Annotated in this window: 17 protein-coding genes; 7 read left to right on the top strand and 10 right to left on the bottom strand. The window is 41.3% G+C overall.

The features are described from left to right. Positions 1-168: 168 nt before the first annotated feature. The 6 genes from ACE1B6_RS03395 to ACE1B6_RS03370 form a co-directional block, all read right to left on the bottom strand. Positions 169-1,989 (bottom strand): coiled-coil domain-containing protein, encoded by a 1,821-nt coding sequence (locus ACE1B6_RS03395; protein WP_413255825.1) that lies wholly within the window; start codon positions 1,987-1,989, stop codon positions 169-171. Between the two features lie 451 nt (positions 1,990-2,440). Further along, positions 2,441-2,806, bottom strand: coding sequence for a PLAT/LH2 domain-containing protein (locus ACE1B6_RS03390; RefSeq protein ID WP_413255824.1), 366 nt, complete (start codon positions 2,804-2,806; stop codon positions 2,441-2,443). Between the two features lie 200 nt (positions 2,807-3,006). Then, positions 3,007-4,656 (bottom strand): tetratricopeptide repeat protein, encoded by a 1,650-nt coding sequence (locus ACE1B6_RS03385; protein WP_413255823.1) that lies wholly within the window; start codon positions 4,654-4,656, stop codon positions 3,007-3,009. Next, positions 4,596-5,414, bottom strand: coding sequence for an RNA polymerase sigma factor (locus ACE1B6_RS03380; RefSeq protein WP_413255822.1), 819 nt, complete (start codon positions 5,412-5,414; stop codon positions 4,596-4,598). Before ACE1B6_RS03380 ends, ACE1B6_RS03385 begins: the two co-directional genes overlap by 61 nt. A gap of 583 nt (positions 5,415-5,997) precedes the next feature. Continuing rightward, entirely contained in the window at positions 5,998-6,117 is a 120-nt protein-coding gene (locus tag ACE1B6_RS03375; protein ID WP_413255821.1) for a photosystem II protein Y, read from the bottom strand. Positions 6,118-6,285: 168 nt separating this feature from the next. After that, on the bottom strand, positions 6,286-6,834 hold the full coding sequence (locus ACE1B6_RS03370) for a gamma carbonic anhydrase family protein (protein ID WP_459562965.1): 549 nt from the start codon (positions 6,832-6,834) through the stop codon (positions 6,286-6,288). 248 nt (positions 6,835-7,082) lie between these two features. On the opposite strand from ACE1B6_RS03370, the gene ACE1B6_RS03365 reads away from it, so the two are divergent. From ACE1B6_RS03365 to vapC, 6 genes are all read left to right on the top strand, one after another. Next, complete coding sequence (locus ACE1B6_RS03365) at positions 7,083-7,592, top strand: TIGR02652 family protein (RefSeq protein ID WP_413255819.1); 510 nt, start codon at positions 7,083-7,085, stop codon at positions 7,590-7,592. Positions 7,593-7,700: 108 nt separating this feature from the next. Beyond that, on the top strand, positions 7,701-8,141 hold the full coding sequence (locus ACE1B6_RS03360) for a VOC family protein (RefSeq protein WP_413255818.1): 441 nt from the start codon (positions 7,701-7,703) through the stop codon (positions 8,139-8,141). 210 nt (positions 8,142-8,351) lie between these two features. Then, complete coding sequence (locus tag ACE1B6_RS03355; RefSeq protein ID WP_413255817.1) at positions 8,352-11,201, top strand: M16 family metallopeptidase; 2,850 nt, start codon at positions 8,352-8,354, stop codon at positions 11,199-11,201. A gap of 78 nt (positions 11,202-11,279) precedes the next feature. Further along, positions 11,280-11,735, top strand: coding sequence for a cupredoxin domain-containing protein (locus tag ACE1B6_RS03350; RefSeq protein WP_413255816.1), 456 nt, complete (start codon positions 11,280-11,282; stop codon positions 11,733-11,735). 120 nt (positions 11,736-11,855) lie between these two features. Further along, on the top strand, positions 11,856-12,173 hold the full coding sequence (locus ACE1B6_RS03345) for a hypothetical protein (RefSeq protein WP_413255815.1): 318 nt from the start codon (positions 11,856-11,858) through the stop codon (positions 12,171-12,173). Then, positions 12,166-12,585 (top strand): type II toxin-antitoxin system tRNA(fMet)-specific endonuclease VapC, encoded by a 420-nt coding sequence (gene vapC / locus ACE1B6_RS03340; RefSeq protein WP_413255814.1) that lies wholly within the window; start codon positions 12,166-12,168, stop codon positions 12,583-12,585. Before ACE1B6_RS03345 ends, vapC begins: the two co-directional genes overlap by 8 nt. Positions 12,586-12,601: 16 nt before the next feature. Here vapC and ACE1B6_RS03335 read toward each other — a convergent pair whose 3' ends face one another. The 4 genes from ACE1B6_RS03335 to ACE1B6_RS03320 all read right to left on the bottom strand — a co-directional run bounded on the left by ACE1B6_RS03335 (position 12,602) and on the right by ACE1B6_RS03320 (position 16,551). Continuing rightward, a complete protein-coding gene (locus ACE1B6_RS03335; protein WP_413255813.1) occupies positions 12,602-13,342 on the bottom strand; it encodes a GNAT family N-acetyltransferase in 741 nt (246 codons plus the stop codon). A 141-nt stretch (positions 13,343-13,483) separates the two neighbouring features. Continuing rightward, a complete protein-coding gene (locus tag ACE1B6_RS03330) occupies positions 13,484-14,305 on the bottom strand; it encodes a sulfotransferase (protein ID WP_413255812.1) in 822 nt (273 codons plus the stop codon). Between the two features lie 292 nt (positions 14,306-14,597). After that, positions 14,598-15,977, bottom strand: coding sequence for a calcium-binding protein (locus ACE1B6_RS03325; RefSeq protein ID WP_413255811.1), 1,380 nt, complete (start codon positions 15,975-15,977; stop codon positions 14,598-14,600). Next, positions 15,961-16,551, bottom strand: a complete 591-nt coding sequence (locus ACE1B6_RS03320; RefSeq protein WP_413255810.1) for a hypothetical protein — start codon at positions 16,549-16,551, stop codon at positions 15,961-15,963. Before ACE1B6_RS03320 ends, ACE1B6_RS03325 begins: the two co-directional genes overlap by 17 nt. 788 nt (positions 16,552-17,339) lie before the next feature. On the opposite strand from ACE1B6_RS03320, the gene map reads away from it, so the two are divergent. After that, entirely contained in the window at positions 17,340-18,164 is an 825-nt protein-coding gene (map, locus tag ACE1B6_RS03315) for a type I methionyl aminopeptidase (protein ID WP_413255809.1), read from the top strand. The last annotated feature ends 242 nt before the right edge of the window (positions 18,165-18,406 follow it).

The following is an 18,406-nucleotide window of genomic DNA, read 5'->3' as shown; positions in this document are numbered from 1 at the left end:
AAGATAGAGAGCTAAGAAATATCCAATTAATTTTGCATAAGTACTTAGATAGCAATAATAGCTATCGATATCCTCAAGATCACAATCAGGGGCTTTTACAGACAAATATTTTCCCGTCTGACACACCCGACAAATTAATTTTTGTGCGACACTCAGCTTTAATCCTAATTAAGATACTGCCTTTGCTGCAATATTAACACTCAGCATTTCCAGTTCCAAAGATCTTATTTCACTATCCACAGCAACTGTTTGTTTCTCAGTAGAATCTAGAACTTTTTGAGCTAGTTTAGGCAGTTCTACTGGAAGTTGAGCTTCTGGTATTGGATGGGCATGATTTGTATTCACTTTATCGAACACTTTTTGCACTTCTATCAGATATTGATCGCAAACATTATACAAAGCTACCCACTGAGCTATATTATACACAGCTGTATAGATTATCAAGGGTTTAGCATACTCTAACTTCCGATTCATTGGGTCATAATTCTGTTCGATGTATTTGATATCCTCGGTCAAGCTAGTACCTGCAAGATTATCTTTACAGTAGTTCGCCATATTTTGCCAGAACACTACTGTCTTCTTTAATTCGGACACTACTCCGTTCAAAGCTGTGATAGCAAATTCCAAACTCCTGATTGCCATTTCTATATTCTTAGTAGCATCAGTAGTATATTTAAGTTCCACTGCATATTGTGCAAGATTTGCTAAAGCTTCGCGATTTTGTTCGGCTAGCTTATTTCTATGCTCGTAGTATGCCATTTTCTGTTTTGAGGCAGTTTCGGCAGCTGAATATGACTGAGTTGATATTTGTGCCAGTTGCGCTGATACATTACCTAATCCTGATGTAAGATTGTCGATGGCTTCTTGAGCCTTTTTTAGCCTTTGCTCAATATCAGCGCGTTTAGCCTCACAGGCTGATTTTTCTTTTTCTGCTTCAGCCTTAGCCTGTGCTGTAGATTGGGTATCTTTGCTAATAGCTTCAGCTTTGGCGATTTTAGCCTCGTTTTCCTTCTTCTCCCGATCAATTGCTGCTTTTGCGGCTTGTTTCTCTTGCAATTCCTTAGTAAGACTTTCTTTCTGCTGCTGCACTTCTGGCGAGGGGGCTTGACCATTTGGCTTATTACCACCTGGCTGAGTAGGCGGCACATATCCTCCCGGAAGTCCAACAGGAGACTTGACAGCAATAATAGCTTGAGCTACTGAACCAACACCTGCAGCAAGAGCGCCAACAGTTGCTCCAACTATTCCGGTAATAAAGGCACGCTCGCCCTCAACTTTTTCTCGTTCTCTGGCTTGCTCATATTCTTCTTGTACTTTTGTCAATTCTGTTTGGATGTTAGATTGAAGCACTTCTGTACTTTGCTTCACAGCTTGGACTAGGCTAAGCTTTTCTTGTAGTTTTTTCCTGGTAGCTTCATCGGCAACCTTCTCCTTAATAGCTGCTTCAGCTGCAAGCTGTGCTTTGTCAACAATCGCTTGAAAACGCTGTGCTAAGTTGTTGGCATCAACAGCCATCTTCTCAGCAACCTTTCCACAACGAACCAGTTTAGTGATACCAAACGACTCTTGACCTTGGAATAACCTGCTGAAGCCATCAAATGCCTGATTGACGACCGATTCTGGTTTATTGGGATCGGTTTTATCTTTAAAACTTTTGATCGTTATACTCGCTTCGGCAGTGGCATCCATCAGTAATTTCTGTAACCCAGACACCGTTGCCTGAATTTCCGATCCCGATAAAGCGTTGTATGCAACATACATCAAATCAGCTGCTTGATTCAAGCCTTCTGCGATTCTATTGATGGATATATTGTTGAGAATTGACTCCTGACATGAAAGTACTAATTTGGATGTACGTCCAGGTTTAGCCTTTAATGAATATTTTTCTCTAATTTCCTCCGGCTCAAACTCTAGATCTATGGATAGAGTATTTATACGTTGGCTTTGCTCTGGATCATCTTCAGATGAAATGAGTACAATGTCGCTCATGTTAAGTACCTAGAAACTAATTTTTTTTGTCTCAGTCTTATAGAGGGCATAGGCATCTGTTTTTTTTACTGAGTAAGCTAACTTTTCAGAATTCTTTGCCCTCTTCTATAAAGACGATCTCAGCCAGCAATTTCTGAATTTTTTGAGTTAGAGGCGTTTTTTTGCCCAAAAAATGCACCCGAAAAATCAGTATTTAAGGACGAGAACGCTTTCGTAACTTAGCTCTCAGACGTTTGATCCTCTGTTTCACTTCGTCACGAACTGGATAAAGCAATTGTTGAGTTAAGGCATTTCGATAAAGTTGAGTAGTTGAGTAGGGTGCGTCAGACCGATAAAGTTAGCTATCTTACCCAAAATTCTGCTATCTGACGCACCCTACAGCCTTAAATGGGGAGAGCAATCGCACTTCTTGGGGAAAGATTAGCGATCGCACTGCATGATTCAGTATCTACTAAGCAACTGGGATTGTCACATCAATCTTACGATCGTCTTCATCTGTAGCTAACCATCGATAAGCCGGAAAATTCCAAGTCACACCGGATAATTCAACCCTAATCATTTCTACATACCAGTTAGCACCGCTTCCAGCGTTATCATGCCAAAGGCGGACTTTTTTTAAATTCCCTAACTCTTTATCAGTCCTGACTTGGTAAGTATCTTGATCCCCACGTTCAAAATCATCGTAACCATACTTGTCTAACAAGTACCCACTACTGTCAGTCTCTCCAAGATCGCCGAATAGTTGGATACGCACGTTAGCGTCAGTTCCTCCTCCCGCAACATTGCCAGTCTTAATGGTTACATTGTAAATGGGCATAGTTATGTCCTTGAACGATCTAAAAATGAAAGTTGTGTAAAAAACTTAGTACATAGGGCTTGCCGATCCGCCACCTTGTACCATGAGAAAAATCTCTAAATTTGTTCTTTACACTAATAAGACGTTTTCCCCAGGCAATTTCTGAATTTTTCGAGTTAGAGGCGTTTTTTTGCCAAAAAAATGCACTCGAAAAATCAGCATTAAGGACGAGAACGCTTTCTTAACTTAGCTCTCAGACGTTTGATTCGCTGTTTCACTTCGTCACGAACTGGAAAAAGCAATTGTTGAGTTAAGGCATTTCGATAAAGTTCGATCGCTCCCAAAGCATCACCCAACCCTTCTAAAGCTCTTCCTTGCCAGTAATCAGCCATAACTGGGTGAAATAACCGGAATTTTTGACTTCCCTGACAAGCTTCTTCCCACCACTGGCGACTGGATCGATCGTTCCCCAACGCCCGGTAACTTTCTCCCAGCCACACCGCAGCAGACACAGATTGCCTATATCCTCCTGTTTCGGGTAACAACTGCCATCCTTTCTCTAACGCCGCCACAGCTTTCTGATGTTTCCCCGCTAAAGCCAACACTCGCCCATAACAAAACCAAGCATCAGCTAACTGGGGCTGAAGTTGTGTTCCTCGCTGGGAAAGACTACATCCCTGTTTAATCTCCTGAAAACTTTCTACTAATACCCGCCCCGCCGTCGCCCAAACACTCCAGCGTTCCGGGAAACGCTCTAGCATTTCTTCGACTAGGGAAGCCAGGATTAAGCGATCCTTTTCTGTGATTTGGAGATCCCCCCCAGCCCCCCTTGGCAAGGGGGGAGTTAGGGAGAGAGGCAAAATCTCACATAATGCTCGATAGATTTCACAATCATCTGGATACAGACGATAAACTTTCAGCATCACTTCAGCTGCCTCCTGATATTCACCTGTATGGAACAAGCAGCGCCCGTAGTGATACCAACCGCTAGGGTTATAGGGATGTTCCTCAGTAAACTCTGCTAACACCTTGATTCCTTGTGTCCAATCGCCTCGGTAAATGTGATAGTATGCCAGGGATTTGTGGGCATCAGCGGCGCGATCGGTTTGTTCCAAAGCAGCGCCAATCATCTTTTTAGTTTGCTTTCCTGGCTCACCGGATACCAATCCGATCTGGCAACGTCGATCCAACTGTCGTTGCAGTACCCGGAGATCGTTGGCAGCTAAAATTATTAATTTGTCCAGCCTAGCCTGAGCTTGGGAAAGGTTGCCCACTGCCATAAGCGCATCATAGCTGTGAATCAAAGCCACAATGTCATCTGGGTTGAGCGACAAAATCTCGTCAAAGGCTTGTAAAGCTGCTAAAGGATTTTCTCTCCCGATTTGTAATTGTCCCAAAGCTAGCCAGTGAGCGGCGTTGTTTGGTTCTAGGTTAGCGGCAGTTTCAAAGGCGAGGATTGCTTTTTTGCTGTCACCTTGACAAATTGCAATTAATCCGGTAATATGCTGCTCAATTACTTGATTGCTGGACAATGCTAAGGCACGGTGATAAATGTCGATCGCCTCAGCCACTCGTCCCATTAGCTGCAAGAGTTTCCCCAATTTCAACCAGACATCGATTAATTGGGGTTGCTGCTCAACAATCCGGCGATATTCCGCTACCGCTTGCTCCCAGAAACCCTTTGCCGAGAGCAGATTGGCTAATTCCAAGCGTTTTTTCCAACCAGAGGCATATTGCTGTACATACTGGCTTAATGTTTTTAGTTTTTGGTCTTGTCGGCTGGGCTTTTCGTCTAAGACTAAGTGAACGTTCAATTCCACCCCAGAGGACTGGGTGATTGATACCAAACATGAGGCAGTGTTTCTAGACATATTGCTGTTACTTGATAATAGTGAGGGCAACGATCGCAGCAATCTTTTTGATTGGAGGTTGAAGGAGTTTGTACTTTAACTGCCATAGTTTGGCTGGGAAGTTTCTCAACTCCAAATTTCGCCTTTTTGCTCAATGATGGGGAAGGCTCAAAGGGAGAATCATCAAACTCTGATAAATAACTTCTCAACCGCTTTTGGAGAATTTCTCTTGCCTGGAAAATACGTTGGCAAAGGTTGTCGTAGGAAATTCCTAGCTCTTGAGCAATGTCTTGATAGGATTTTTCTAGAATGAAGTGTAAAGTAAACGGTTCGCGCAGTCTGGGGGGTAAATCCGCAATAGCATTGTGGATAATGGTTTTTAGTTCGTCCTGCATTGCTGATTTTCCAGGGGTATCAAACCAGGAAATCAATTCCACTTCCCCTCGTTCAGCCATTGCATCTAAACTTTCGACGCGATAACCACCCCTTTTCCACTCTCTCTGTATATCTACGCAGAGGTTATAAGTTAGTCGGATTAACCAAGCTTTAAAGTTGCTGATAACATAAGTAGAATCTCGAAATTTCTCCCAAGCTTTCAGCATGGCGCGACTTAGTACTTCTTCGGCATGGCTAGGATTGTCCCTCATCCACTTCAAACAGCAATGGTAAAGATGATCTCGATACTTTTCCCATTGCTGCCAAAACTCTTTTTCTCTGTCTTTGTCGCTATTTCGCTGGCAGAATGCCATCTGTGAAGTCATCAATTGAGAATTGGACATAACTCCTGTACTGAATTGATTTAGTATCAATGTCAATTCCTAAGCTCAAAAGCTCTTACTCTCTTTTGGATCGAAGAATTTCTCTGTTGGTAGTGAATCCTGAGACAATGGAAAAAGGTGTAGCCAAAACTCCTGGTGACGGGAAAAATTTTCGCCACGTCAACAGGTCAGGAGCGTCAATTTCAACTAAGAAATGATTGACCGCACCCACTAGGGTCTAGGAAATAAATTCAGTGATAACTTTGTATCCAGAAAGGAGTAAGTATGGGGTGGAATAAAACTCAAACTAGAGATTCGGTAATATTCCCTACTAATCTAATTTAACATCCTTCCCTAGAGTGATTTAATTAGTTTTATGAAGTTTTTACACATTTGTTGGGTAAAATATAAAGATTGTGCAAAAGGCGATCGCTTACTTTCTCGGCAGCAAATCTTAGAGAAATGTAAATAGAGACAACAATTATATAAAGATTTGTTTCATTAATATTAGGAATATTGCCCTTAGATCTAATCCTAGATAAGCAAACAAACCGCCCCCGAAAACAGAAGACGGTTTGTGATTTAATTTGAGATTCAGCTTAGCTTAGGCTTGCTTGCTGAAAAAGGCTTGGGCTTGAGCAATGGCATATTTACCGATATTGTAAACAGCCCAACCGCCTGCAACTGCCAAAGGTGCTAATACAACAATCACGCGCCAATCCATAGTTTGTTTCCCCTCTTTTAAAATTTTATGAAGCAGCTTTCATCTTTAATTTATATTTTGCGATCAAGTGAGCAAAATTTCCAGATCCAGCGGAGATTTTTTCAGGGGAGGGGACTGGGGACTGGGGACTGAGGGAATTGTTAGCTTTTGCCTTCTGGGTTCTGCCTTTTATAAGACAGGGGGAGGGAAACCCAAGTCTGTGCCTTTACCAGCGTGAACCAAAGCTAACTTGTGATAACGTTGGGCGTGGACGATTAATTCTTCGGCTTCTTCTTTTGAAAATTCGCGGACTCGTTTGCCTGGGACACCGACGACTAAAGATAATGGCGGGACATCTTTGGTTACAATAGAGCCTGCGCCAATTAAACTACCTGCGCCGACTCTGACTCCATCTAAAATGACTGCGCCAATGCCAATTAAACAACCGCGTTCGATGTAAGCGGAATGAACTACTGCCCGGTGTCCAACGGTAACGCAATCTTCTAAAATGGTTGGTTGTCCGGGGTCGCCGTGTAAAATTGCGCCATCTTGAATATTGGTAAACTCGCCTAGTAAAATTTTTTCGACATCGGCGCGAACTACGGCGTTGTACCAAATGCTTACGCCCGATGCTACTGTTACCCAACCCATAACTGTGGCGTTGGGGGCGATAAAAGCGGCTTTTGACAAATCGGGTGTGGGCCAATAGGATGATGAATTGGTGAGTAAGGGATTGATATTTTCCACAATCTGCGATCGTTCCTAATAAAATGCCTCAGTAACTCATATCAGTTATCTTAAATCGAGCCGAGGACTCCCGCTATACCTGAAAGGTTGGCAGTGAGATAATTATGAAGCACGAACAAATAAACGGACTTCGAGAAACATTCCCCACTGTGTAGACAGATGGGGAATTTCGCGACATTTCCGTTAAAATAGAACCACTGGTACCCATTCCACCGCAAAAAAATGTTATTACTCACTTCATGATTAGCCCCGGTTTGCAATACCCTATATTTGGCCCAGAAATTCAGTGTCCCCATTGTCGTCAAACTATTCCGGCATTGACACTGACGGATACTTATTTGTGTCCGCGTCATGGGGCTTTTGAGGCGAACCCAACGAATGGGGAACTCATTCATCTGCAATCTGGTCGTCAATGGCGGCGGTGGAATAATGAGTGGTATCGTCAGCATACTCATCCTGATGGGATTAGGTTTGAAATTCACGAGGCGCTCGATCGCTTGTATACTCAAGGTTATCGCGCCACCAGAGTGATTATTGCCCGTCGCTATCAGGAATTAATCAGTGGTTATTTGGAAAGAAGCACTCCTTGGCGCGGACAGTCGGACTCTTCCCGTCCTAGACTTTACGGCTTACCTGTTGATTTTAGCCCTGACCCGGAAGAGGAACCCTGCTGGGAAGTAATTAATTTCGATTTGGAAAAGGAACCAGGTGTTCCGGTGCGTTATCCTTATTACCGATTGTTTGAGTAGTTGATTGTTGACCTACCCAGTCCCCAGTCCCCAGTCCCCAGTCCCCAGTCCCCAGTCCCCAGTCCCCAGTCCCCAGTCCCCAGTCCCCTGCCCCCAGTCCCCTGCCCTATGCACCATGCTTCGATTCGGACTGCTAATATACATAGAGCGATCGCATTTTACGAACAGCTAGGTTTCACTGTCTGCGAACGTTTCACCACAGGTTACACTCTAGCTTGTTGGATGGAAGGTTTAGGGGGACGCATCGAGTTAATTCAAATTCCCGAACCTCACCCAGCGCCCGATGCTTTTGGTAACGAACATTACGTGGGATATTACCATCTATCGTTTGATTTAACAGAGTCTACCACTGATTTACCCAGTTGGTTATCATCGTTAAAAGAACGCTTTGCAGAAGTTTCCCGCCAACAACCGGAACAAGTTGCACCGCTGAAAGTGCTTTTAGAACCCACCCAGCAAATGATCGGGAATCAAGTTTATGAAGTAACATTTATTGCTGATACTGATGGATTACCCTTAGAATTTATTAGAGTTCTCAGTCCTAGTTAGCGATCGAGCCATCAATAAGAAACATTAAAATAATCAGGAATTTTCTAGTTAAGAGGCGAAAAGCTGGTTCTGGAAATTATGAAATAGGCATCAAGTTGGTAAAATGCTAATCTGTTACCCTGTATGCTGAGAAAATACTTCTACCAAATTTACAGATAGCCTATTGCTTAATTCAACCAACCACAAAATTTAATTTTCGCCAAATAAACTATGTCTCTTTCAAGATTGTGGCGTAAATATCGCCGATTCGGATTAATTTTTAGTCTCTGTCTGGGAACAATATTAATGTTCGCCAGCGTCGCAACTTCTACTCCATCTACTATTAGTTCCAATTTGCCAAATCCCAATTTCAAATCTAACGTTGAATTAGCAGTTAATCCTGCTTCACAAGTACCTAGTTTAACCGAAAATGTTCGCCAAACTGTACTAGAAAACGGATTAACAGTTTTGACGAAAGAAGTACATACAGCACCAGTTGTTACGGTGCAAGTTTGGTATAAAATAGGGTCGCGAAATGAAGAACCGGGAGTTAATGGGATTGCCCACCAATTAGAACATTTGTTATTCAAAGGAACTAACGATCGCCCAATTCAATTTGGGCATTTGTTTAGTGCTTTGGGAAGTGATTCTAATGCTTTTACTGGGTACGATCAAACGGCTTATTTTGGCACGGTAGAACGAGATAAGCTGACGGCATTACTCACATTAGAAGCAGATAGAATGCAAAATGCCCGGTTAGATCCTCAAGATTTAGAACGGGAAAAAAGAGTAGTAATTTCGGAATTGCAAGGTTACGAAAATAGTCCAGAATATCGCTTGTATCGTACCGTCGCTAAAGCGGCTTTTCCTAATAGTATGTACGGTCTACCTGTGGGTGGAACTAAGGCAGATGTGGAAAAGTTTACCTTGGAACAAGTGCGATATTATTACGAAACTTTCTACAGTCCTGATAATGCCATTGTCTTAATTGTGGGAGATTTTCAAACTGAACCGACTTTGGAAAAAGTTAAAGAGTTATTTGGCAATATTCCCCGACGGGGAGAAGCTGAAAGAAAAAAGGTTTTAGAAAAGCAAGCAACTCCGATTAATACTCCTTCACCAACTACTAAGAGCACAGCGCCAATTGTGGTTAAAGAACCGGGAAGCGTGCCTTTATTACAAATCATGTATCCTTTGCCAAAAGCAGGATATCCTGATGAAGCTGCTTTGCAAGTGATGGATTATGTATTAACAGGTGGACGCAGTTCTCGGTTGTATGAAGCTTTGGTAGAGTCGGGAATTGCTAACAGTATAGAAGGGGAAGTTTCTACTTTGGCGGGTGTTGGTTGGTATGGACTTTCTGCTAGTGCTGCACCTAATCAAAGACTGCAAAAAATCCAAAGTATGATTAGCCAAGTAATTACCAGTTTACAAACTAAAGGAGTTACTGCGGAGGAATTAAAAAGAGCGAAGGCACAATATAAAGCTGGGGCAATTTTAGGGAATCGAGATATTAATTCTCAAGCTGTTCAATTGGGAGAGGCAATAACTACTGCTGGTGATTATCGGTATACGGATAATTTGATGGCAGCAATTTCTCAAGTTACTGCTGCTGATGTGCAAAGAGTGGCGAAAAAGTATTTGACTCCGGCAAAAAGCAGTGTAGGTTATTTTTTACCTACTCAGTTGCGGGAAGAAGTTACGTCGCAAAGTGTTAATAATCATCAAACTTTGGCAAATCATAATTCTGGTGGGCGAGTAGATCCAGAGTTAGTGAATAAGTATTTGCCACCTATTTCTAGTAGTGCAGAAACACCGAGTCAAAAAGTATTGCCAGAGTCTTTTACTTTGGATAATGGGATGCAAGTTTTGCTGTTTCCCGATCGAAGTACTCCGGCAGTAACTTTGAGTGGTTATATTCGGGCTGGTACAGAATTCGATCCAAAGAATAAGTCAGGTTTAGCGGGTTTAACGGCGGCAAATTTGTTGAATGGAACTAAAACTAAGGATGTTTTAGCGATCGTCAAATCTTTGGAAAATATTGGTGCTAGTTTAGGTTTTGAGGAAGCAGCGGAAGGTGTGAGTATTGATGGCAGTAGTTTGTCTAATGATTTGCCAACATTAATTAAAACTTTAGCTGATGCGTTGCAAAATGCGACATTTCCAGTGGATCAGTTAGAAATTACCAGGGAAATGGCAATTTCCGATTTGGAACAGGGTAAAGACGATCCAGAGTTTTTAGCATATAAAACTCTGCAACAGAAGATTTATCCGCCAAATCATCCATTTCATGCTTTCCCTACGGCTAGTAGTTTGCAGAGTATTACTCGTGCGGAAATTGTGCGGTTTTACAAACAGCATTATCGCCCAGATACGATGATTTTGACGTTAATGGGTGATTTTGATTCGGGGAATGTGCGATCGCTAATTCAACAACAATTTGGTAACTGGAAAGCAACTGGTAAACTCCCAGAAGTAACTTTTCCTGATGTCCCAATGCCGGAAAAAACTGTGCAATTAAATCCCGTAATTCCCGGTAAAACGCAATCAATTACTTTCATGGGTTATCGGGCAATTAGTCGCAAAGATCCCCGTTATTATGCGGCAATAGTGTTTAATCACATTTTGGGTGGCGATGCTTTTTCTAGTAGGTTAGGGGGAGAAATTCGCGATCGCTTAGGCTTAACTTACGGCATTTATAGCAGCTTCAACGCAGGTAAACAACCAGGTTTGTTTTTAATTAATATGCAAACCGCCCCAGAAGATGCGAAAAAAGCAATTTCCAGCACCTTAAGTTTGCTGCAACAAGTTCACTCTGAAGGCGTAACTAACGCCGAAGTAGAAAATGCCAAAAACTCTATTTCCCGAAGTTACGCTGTAGAATTGGCAGATCCAGATAATTTAGCTGGGGCAATTTTGATGAATCGAGTTTACGGTTTGGAAATGTCAGAAATTCACAATTTCCCGCAACAAATTCAAGCTGTAACTACGGAACAAGTAAATCAGATTGCTAAAGAATTACTGCGACCTGATAATTTAATTATTGTCACCGCAGGGCCGTCTTTATCCGCTTCTCGATAGTGCAAAACTAGTAGATAGAGACGTTTCATGAAACGTCTCTACTAATTTATAATTAAACATAAGTTTTTCGTTTTCACCATGCTAAAAAAAATCATTCACCAAACTTGGATAGTAATTTCCTTAACCCTCTGCTTAGTTGGCATATTTTCATTACCAGTAATTGCTGCACCTGCCATTTCCACTAATCCAGAAGTAGTAAACATAGATTTGGGTAATGCTGCCAACGAATTGAAATTTTTCCCTAATGAACTTAAGCTAGTTGCAGGAAAACGTTACAAGTTAGTTTTAAATAATCCCAGTCCGCAAAAACATTACTTCACGGCAAAAGACTTTGCTGATAATAGTTGGACACAAAAAGTGGAAGCGGGGAAAGTAGAAATAAAAGGTGCAATTCACGAATTAGAACTTAAACCCGGTGCAACAGCAGAATGGGTATTAATCCCAGAAAAACCGGGGACTTATTCCCTGCGTTGCCCGATACCTGGGCATACGGAAGCGGGAATGACAGGGAAAATTATCATTTCTGCTGAGTAAAAATTTAGTTCGTTGTGAGGACTTTAGTCCTTTTATTTACCAAAGAAACGACTAAAGTCCCCTTAATAAGGGGGATTTAGGGACTAAAATAAAAATGTAGAGTTGGGAGATTTTAAAATTATGCAAGTCACAATTGATTTACCAGATAAGTTAACGGAAAAGATACAAGATCAATGGGGTAATTTACCACAAAAAATAATTGCCAATCTTGTATTAGATGCTTTTCGAGAAGGGTTAATTGATTTTGATGAACTCAAAGATATGCTTAACTTTTTTTCTGATTCTGAACTTAAGGAGTTTTTAAAACAAAAAAATATGCTTCACTTTGGAGGCATACTTAATTTATATGGTGCTTGTAACGATCTAGATTTTGTAGAAGATGAACTAGGAATTTCTGATGAGATGGATGATGATTTAATCGGAGTTTTTGATGAATAATAGTTCTTTAATTTATTTACTAGATACGAATGTTTGTATCATGTATTTAAAGGGTAGATCTATGAGTATTAATAATCATCTTGATAATCTAGAACCCGAAAAAATTGCGGTTTGTTCTGTGGTGAAAGCTGAGTTATTTTATGGGTCTATGAGGAGTAATAATACTCAAAAAAGTTTAAATATTCAAAAATCGTTTTTGCAGCAGTTTGTATCTCTACCCTTTGACGATCTCTGTGCGGAAATTTATGGCAACATTCGGGCGAATTTAGCAAATAAGGGAACTCCTATTGGCTCAAATGATATACAAATTGCTTCTATTGCTTTAGCGAATAATTTGATTTTAGTTACTCACAATGTCAGCGAACTGAGTCGAGTTCAAGGGTTACAAATTGAAGATTGGGAGATTATATAATGGGTAAGTATCAGGGTTATGAAAAGAATTTTACTTTTCTGAACACTCCTGATTTCACAAAAAATGGTTGCTGTTGAGAAGGGTATAAAGTAGAAGGGATTTTTGATTCATCGGGGGGAGGAAGAGGCGCAGTCAAAGGTTGGGTAATATCACGTCCTACTAATCGTTTAGATAAACTAGCAATCCGAGGATTTTGTCGCATTTGAGCTTCATTCATTCCATAAATGTGCAGATCAACATATTGTTGACTTACTGGATCGTATAGATGCTCTTTCATAACGCCTTCAAGTTGAAATCCCCCTGATAACAAAGCTGCATGGGCAGGATGATTATAACCATAACTATAAGCATAAAATCGATGCAAATGGTAAGCATTAAAAATTAAGTCTGTCATTAATGAACAAGCTTCAGCACAATAGGAAGCGGAACGGTATTGTTCATCAAAAATTCCAATTAATAATTCAGCCTTGCGATGCAATGGAGTATAATCTGCGGCGGCGATAATGCCGATCGCACCATGAGTTTTATGAATCATTAAGCATTCCAAATAACCTGTTTCTGCTGGGGTTGAATGCGATCGCTTAATTAAAATTTCCCTCACCTGTTCTACCGTTTCTGGCAGATCGTTCAAACGAAACAACCGCATAAACTCATAAGAAGAGTACATTTTTTCAAACAGCAAAGGCGCATCATCTGGGGTTGTTCGTTTGAAAGTCAAAGAGCGTCCTTGATGAATAATTAGCGGATTAAGAGTCATAATTTTATAGTAATAGCGGTTACAGAAATAATTGCTACAAAGAAGTAAGAGGTTAGCCAGATGCTTTGATGCCCAGGAATCAAATTGAAATCAAAACCCGCCCATTCCAACTTTAGCAAACATTGAAAGAATCAATATGACTTACAATTGACCTGGATAAAAAATCCGATAAAACCAACCAAAGTTTTGTTTAATAGTAACTTCAAAACGCTTAGGTAAAGTATAATAAACCAAAGGTTGATTTGGATTATAGGATTCTTCTACATATTTACCCGAAGATTCTGAATAATTTGGCAATTCCTGATTAATTTTAGTGAAATCAGGTGAAATAGGCGCAAGATTTAACCAGTTGACTAATTCTGTTAAAACCTCATTCGGATCGCTCATTAAATGTTCGTAAACCACATAAAATAATTGTTGTTCTAAGCTTTCTTCTAAATCTTGCAATTGTTCTAAAGATTTGAGAAACGAGCCGATCGCACCTTGAGGAGCAAATAATTGTTGGGCACGTTCAGTCCTTGACATTTCAGCCAATTTTTCGGGAAAATCTAACAAAAGAGTTTTTTGATGTTGGTTTTCTATCGCTGCATAAACTTGTCCTAACTCCCGCACACAAACCACAATGCGACAATTTGGATCGAGTAAATGAATTAATTCCAAATGTTGTAACCATTGGGGATGAATATCCACGATCCAAGGTTGAAAAATTGGGGAATACCAACCATTTATCAAGCCTCTCATCGCCAATAGCGATCGCTCCATTGTCAGATTAAATTCCTGATTTAAATGATTAGCAACTTGAGAGTTAGTGCTGACAAAAGAGCGGAAATTAACCAATATATCGCCAAGAGGTGATGGCAAATTACTACTATAAATATCGGGATGTTGTGCCAAAAGCTGAGATAAAAACCCAACTCCAGAACCAGGAAGACCAGTAAGATAAAGGAAATTGCGATCGAGCATAAAAAAATCCTCCACAACAAAAAGGTGATTTAGAAATTCCCCCCTTATTAAGGGGGGCTAGAGCGCCAGTCCAGCAAAAGAGGTTGACAAAAAAATAAAAATATGTTTCACGTAGGGGCGAAGCATTCGGGCGACAATTTGTTGTACAAAACCCAAGATTTTCTCCCCGAATGCTTCGCCCTGCCAAGGTCTGTACAACTAACCTCATTTAGTTCATTTTGTCAAATACTTCTACTGGACTGGCGCTCTAGGGGGATCTAAGTTTCAGGCTGAAAGTGCGTAAGTCCTAACATCAACCAACCAAAAAAGAATTAGCCGTAATCAAACTAGCAGAAACATTACTCAAAGATGCCAACAACTCATTAGTAGCACTCACCCGAATCAAAGTATCAGCAACTTGACTTCCACTCCCTTGAGTAATACTTAAATCAGCAAAACTGAGATTGTTAATCAACTGCACCAAATCTTGACCAACAGCAAAATCAGTAATTACATCAGAACCCTGACCAGCACCTAAAACAAAAATATCATTACCCGCCCCACCAAAGAGCGAATCATTACCAATATAACCGCAGAGAGTATCGTTACCCAAATCTCCAGAAACAGTATCTTTACCCACACCACCAGAGAGGAAATCATCATCCTTACCCCCATGCAGCAAATCATCACCATCGCCAGCGAACAAGGTATCCTTACCTTGATTGCCATTTAAAACATCATCACCTGCATTACCCAAGACCACATCATTACCGATACCGCCATACACCTGATCATTACCCAAATCACCGCACAGAGTATCATTACCCAAATCACCACAGATTAGGTGATCACCTTGACCACCCCGCACCAAATCATCATCTTTTCCCGCAAAAATGGTATCTTTGCCTTTATTACCATTAATGAAATCTTGACCTTGATTACCAAAAAGCAAATCATCGTCACTTCTGCCAAAAATCGTATCATTCCCAATTCCACCCATGAGAGTGTTAGCCAAATCATCGCCAAACATCAAATCATGGGGAGGATTGCTAGCCAGAATTGGAGTAATGTAAATACTATTAATTGAGCGTAAAACTTGGTCGCCACTCAAGTAACTATCTGCGTAAGCCTGAATAATTGCAGAAGTATCAATAGTCGCCGCATTAATTTGATTAGTTAGGGCAACTCCCGTATTTTCTGCTACCACTTCACTAAAAGATTTTGTCCCCTTGAAAGCAGCAACTAAATCTTCAGCAATGCTGGTTTGGGCAACTTTTTGGGCTTTGAAGATACCATCAGTGGTGGTTGCCGTCAGGATTTGCGCGTTGCTGGCAGCCATCACTTGGGAAAACTGACCTATATTACTACTGACTTGTTGAATCTTGGTAACATCGGCTGCCTCTAGCTGGGTGAGGTCTACCTCATTCAGGGCCTTATTTAACAAGGCTTCAATTTGCTTGGCATCGCTTAGATTTAACGGCCCGTCTTGGATAGCGGAAGCTAGACCTGCAATAACGACATTCCCGATGATACTAGCATCCAGGTCAGGGGCAATCGCTTGATAGGAATCACTAAACTGAGTTATGGAAGTTTGCACCGCCACCTGAGCCGCTAACACCGCTAATCCTTCAGGAGAACCCGCTTGGGCCGCCGCGATGGGGTCAAACGTGGCTAAATCAATGGAACTGGGCAATCCCAGGGAGGCTTTTACTTGAGTTGGGAGCGAACTTCAGTCCGTACAGGGCGACCGTGTTAGCATCATCATAGCTGCTTCCTGTGACATCAAAGCTCCGATCCATCCCATCAATCAGATAGTATTTGTCAGAGGTTTCGCTAATGGTATCAAACCAGTCGGGTAAACTCCCAGTTTTGGTTTCATTAGTGCCATCGCTATAGTTAAACTTCACCTCTATCCCGGCTGTACCATCTGCACTGGTGGCGAACAGGTGAATAGCTGAATATTGACCAGATGTAACGTTGAAGGTAAAGCTGGTATTGTTGGTGTTGAGGATTTTGGCGTTGTTGCCGTCACTGCTGTTACTGTAGCCGAGTTGAATGGCGGGATGGTAGCTATTGGCAGCGAAAAAGCCGTTGTCGGGCAAACCATTGCCATTAGCACCTACTTTAAAGGTGGCAAAGGTCTGAGTGACAAGGGTTTCATTCCAGACGCTCAGACCATCTTGGGTGGGGTCTGTGGTGGTGCCATTGCGGTTGATGATGACATCTTTATCAAAAACGGAAGAGAAGTTAAAATTTACGGTAGCCATTGTATTTTTTACTCAAAGATGTTAAGGTTCAGGAAGGAAATTATTTGTGCAATGCCAGGTTTTCCAGTGATGCTGGTTGAGCGGAAAATGCTGGTGTAGGTAGAGCGTTTACTATAAATAGATGTCCCTGATTAGTTGTTTTAAATAAAGCGGTGGTTTTGCTAAATAACCACAGGAAATTTGCCTAAAGAAGGGGGAAATTTTCTGCATTCATTTAGCGGAAAATTGTTTAATCTCTCGGTGATGATATTTCTAATTTAATTGGTTTGAATTGACTATAACTACCGTATTTCTACTGGTTATATTGATGTGGAGAGAAAAAGAGGTATTTTAGGACTTTTATCATGTCCGCTTGATTAACCATCATGTAGAGATGTTATATCGATTACCTAAATATTTGCTACAGATGCTTGGGAAAGGGCGGGTTTTGATTTTAATCTTATGGCTGGGTATTTCAGGCTTTTGGCTAAACCCGCCCCTACTTTATTTGTATCAATCATTTGGGTAAACGATATTATATATAACGTCTCTACATTAGTTGGGGTGTGTTCAACCTGCGGTTAGTGCAACAAAGTTGCAATATCAGTTAACTTAGATTAAGACAAGATAACAAACTGTCAAACAGAAGTTAGGTAGTGGGTAGTGGGTAGTAGGAAAGTAAGATGTATGTTTGTGCTGATATCGTTAATAAATCTTAGCTTTCAGGCTATATACTGTTACTAACTGCCAAATATTGACTACCGTCTACCTAACACTCTCAATTACCACCCTTAGCTACCTGTTAATCTATGAACATTCTCAGCAACATACTCCCCCAAGCACCAGCAGCCCCAACCACAAAAAAACGTAGAGGAATTGAAATTAAGTCGCAGCGTGAGATTGACATTATGCGACAGGCAGCGAAAATTGTGGCAACGGTGCTCAAGGAGATTTCTCAGACTGTAGAACCTGGAATGACGACTGCTGATATTGATGCTTACGCGGAAAAGCGGATTCGGGAAATGGGCGCAGCCCCCAGTTTTAAAGGTTATATGGGATTTCCGGCTTCTATTTGCTCTAGTATTAATAATGAAGTGGTGCATGGTATTCCCAACGCTAAAAAAGTTATTCGCGCTGGGGATGTCTTAAAAGTTGATACGGGCGCTTACTTTCAAGGTTTTCATGGTGATTCTTGCATCACTATTGGTGTAGGTGAGGTAACGCCAGAGGCGGCTAAGTTAATTCGGGTAGCGGAAGAAGCTTTATACAAAGGTATTGAACAGGTTAAAGCTGGTAATTATTTAATGGATCTGGCTGGCGCAATTCAAGATCATGTGGAAGCGAATGGGTTTACGATCGTAGAAGATTTTACCGGACATGGTGTAGGTAGAAATCTGCATGAAGAACCTTCGGTGTTTAATTTCCGCACTCGTGAAATGCCAAATGTAAAATTGCGGGCTGGGATGACTTTGGCGATCGAACCTATTGTAAATGCTGGTTCTAAGTTTACTCGCACTTTGCGCGATAAGTGGACTGCGGTAACTGTGGATAATGCGCTTTCGGCTCAATTCGAGCATACAGTTTTGGTGACTGAAGATGGTTATGAAATTTTGACCGATCGCTCACAAGTTTAATTTCAGTGACAAGCAAAAGTTACTCAGAGGGAGGGAGAAATTCTTCCCTCTTTTTTTTGGGGAATGGCAGAAGGCAGAAGGATTTGGGATGAAACGGTGACAGTTGTTTAATCGTCCACTCTAACTACTTTAAAATTACGATTTTACTTTGCTACAAAGCAGTTTAAACAGGACGATGGGTAAACTGTCAACGCCAATTTTCAGTTTGGCTAAACTCTCATCTAAAGTGTGATGCAACTAAG

It is taken from the genome of Floridaenema fluviatile BLCC-F154 (assembly GCF_041929135.1).
Taxonomy (GTDB): domain Bacteria; phylum Cyanobacteriota; class Cyanobacteriia; order Cyanobacteriales; family Aerosakkonemataceae; genus Floridanema; species Floridanema fluviatile.
Note: the sequence above shows the minus strand (reverse complement) of the source record. Positions and strands in the feature narration are given on the sequence as shown.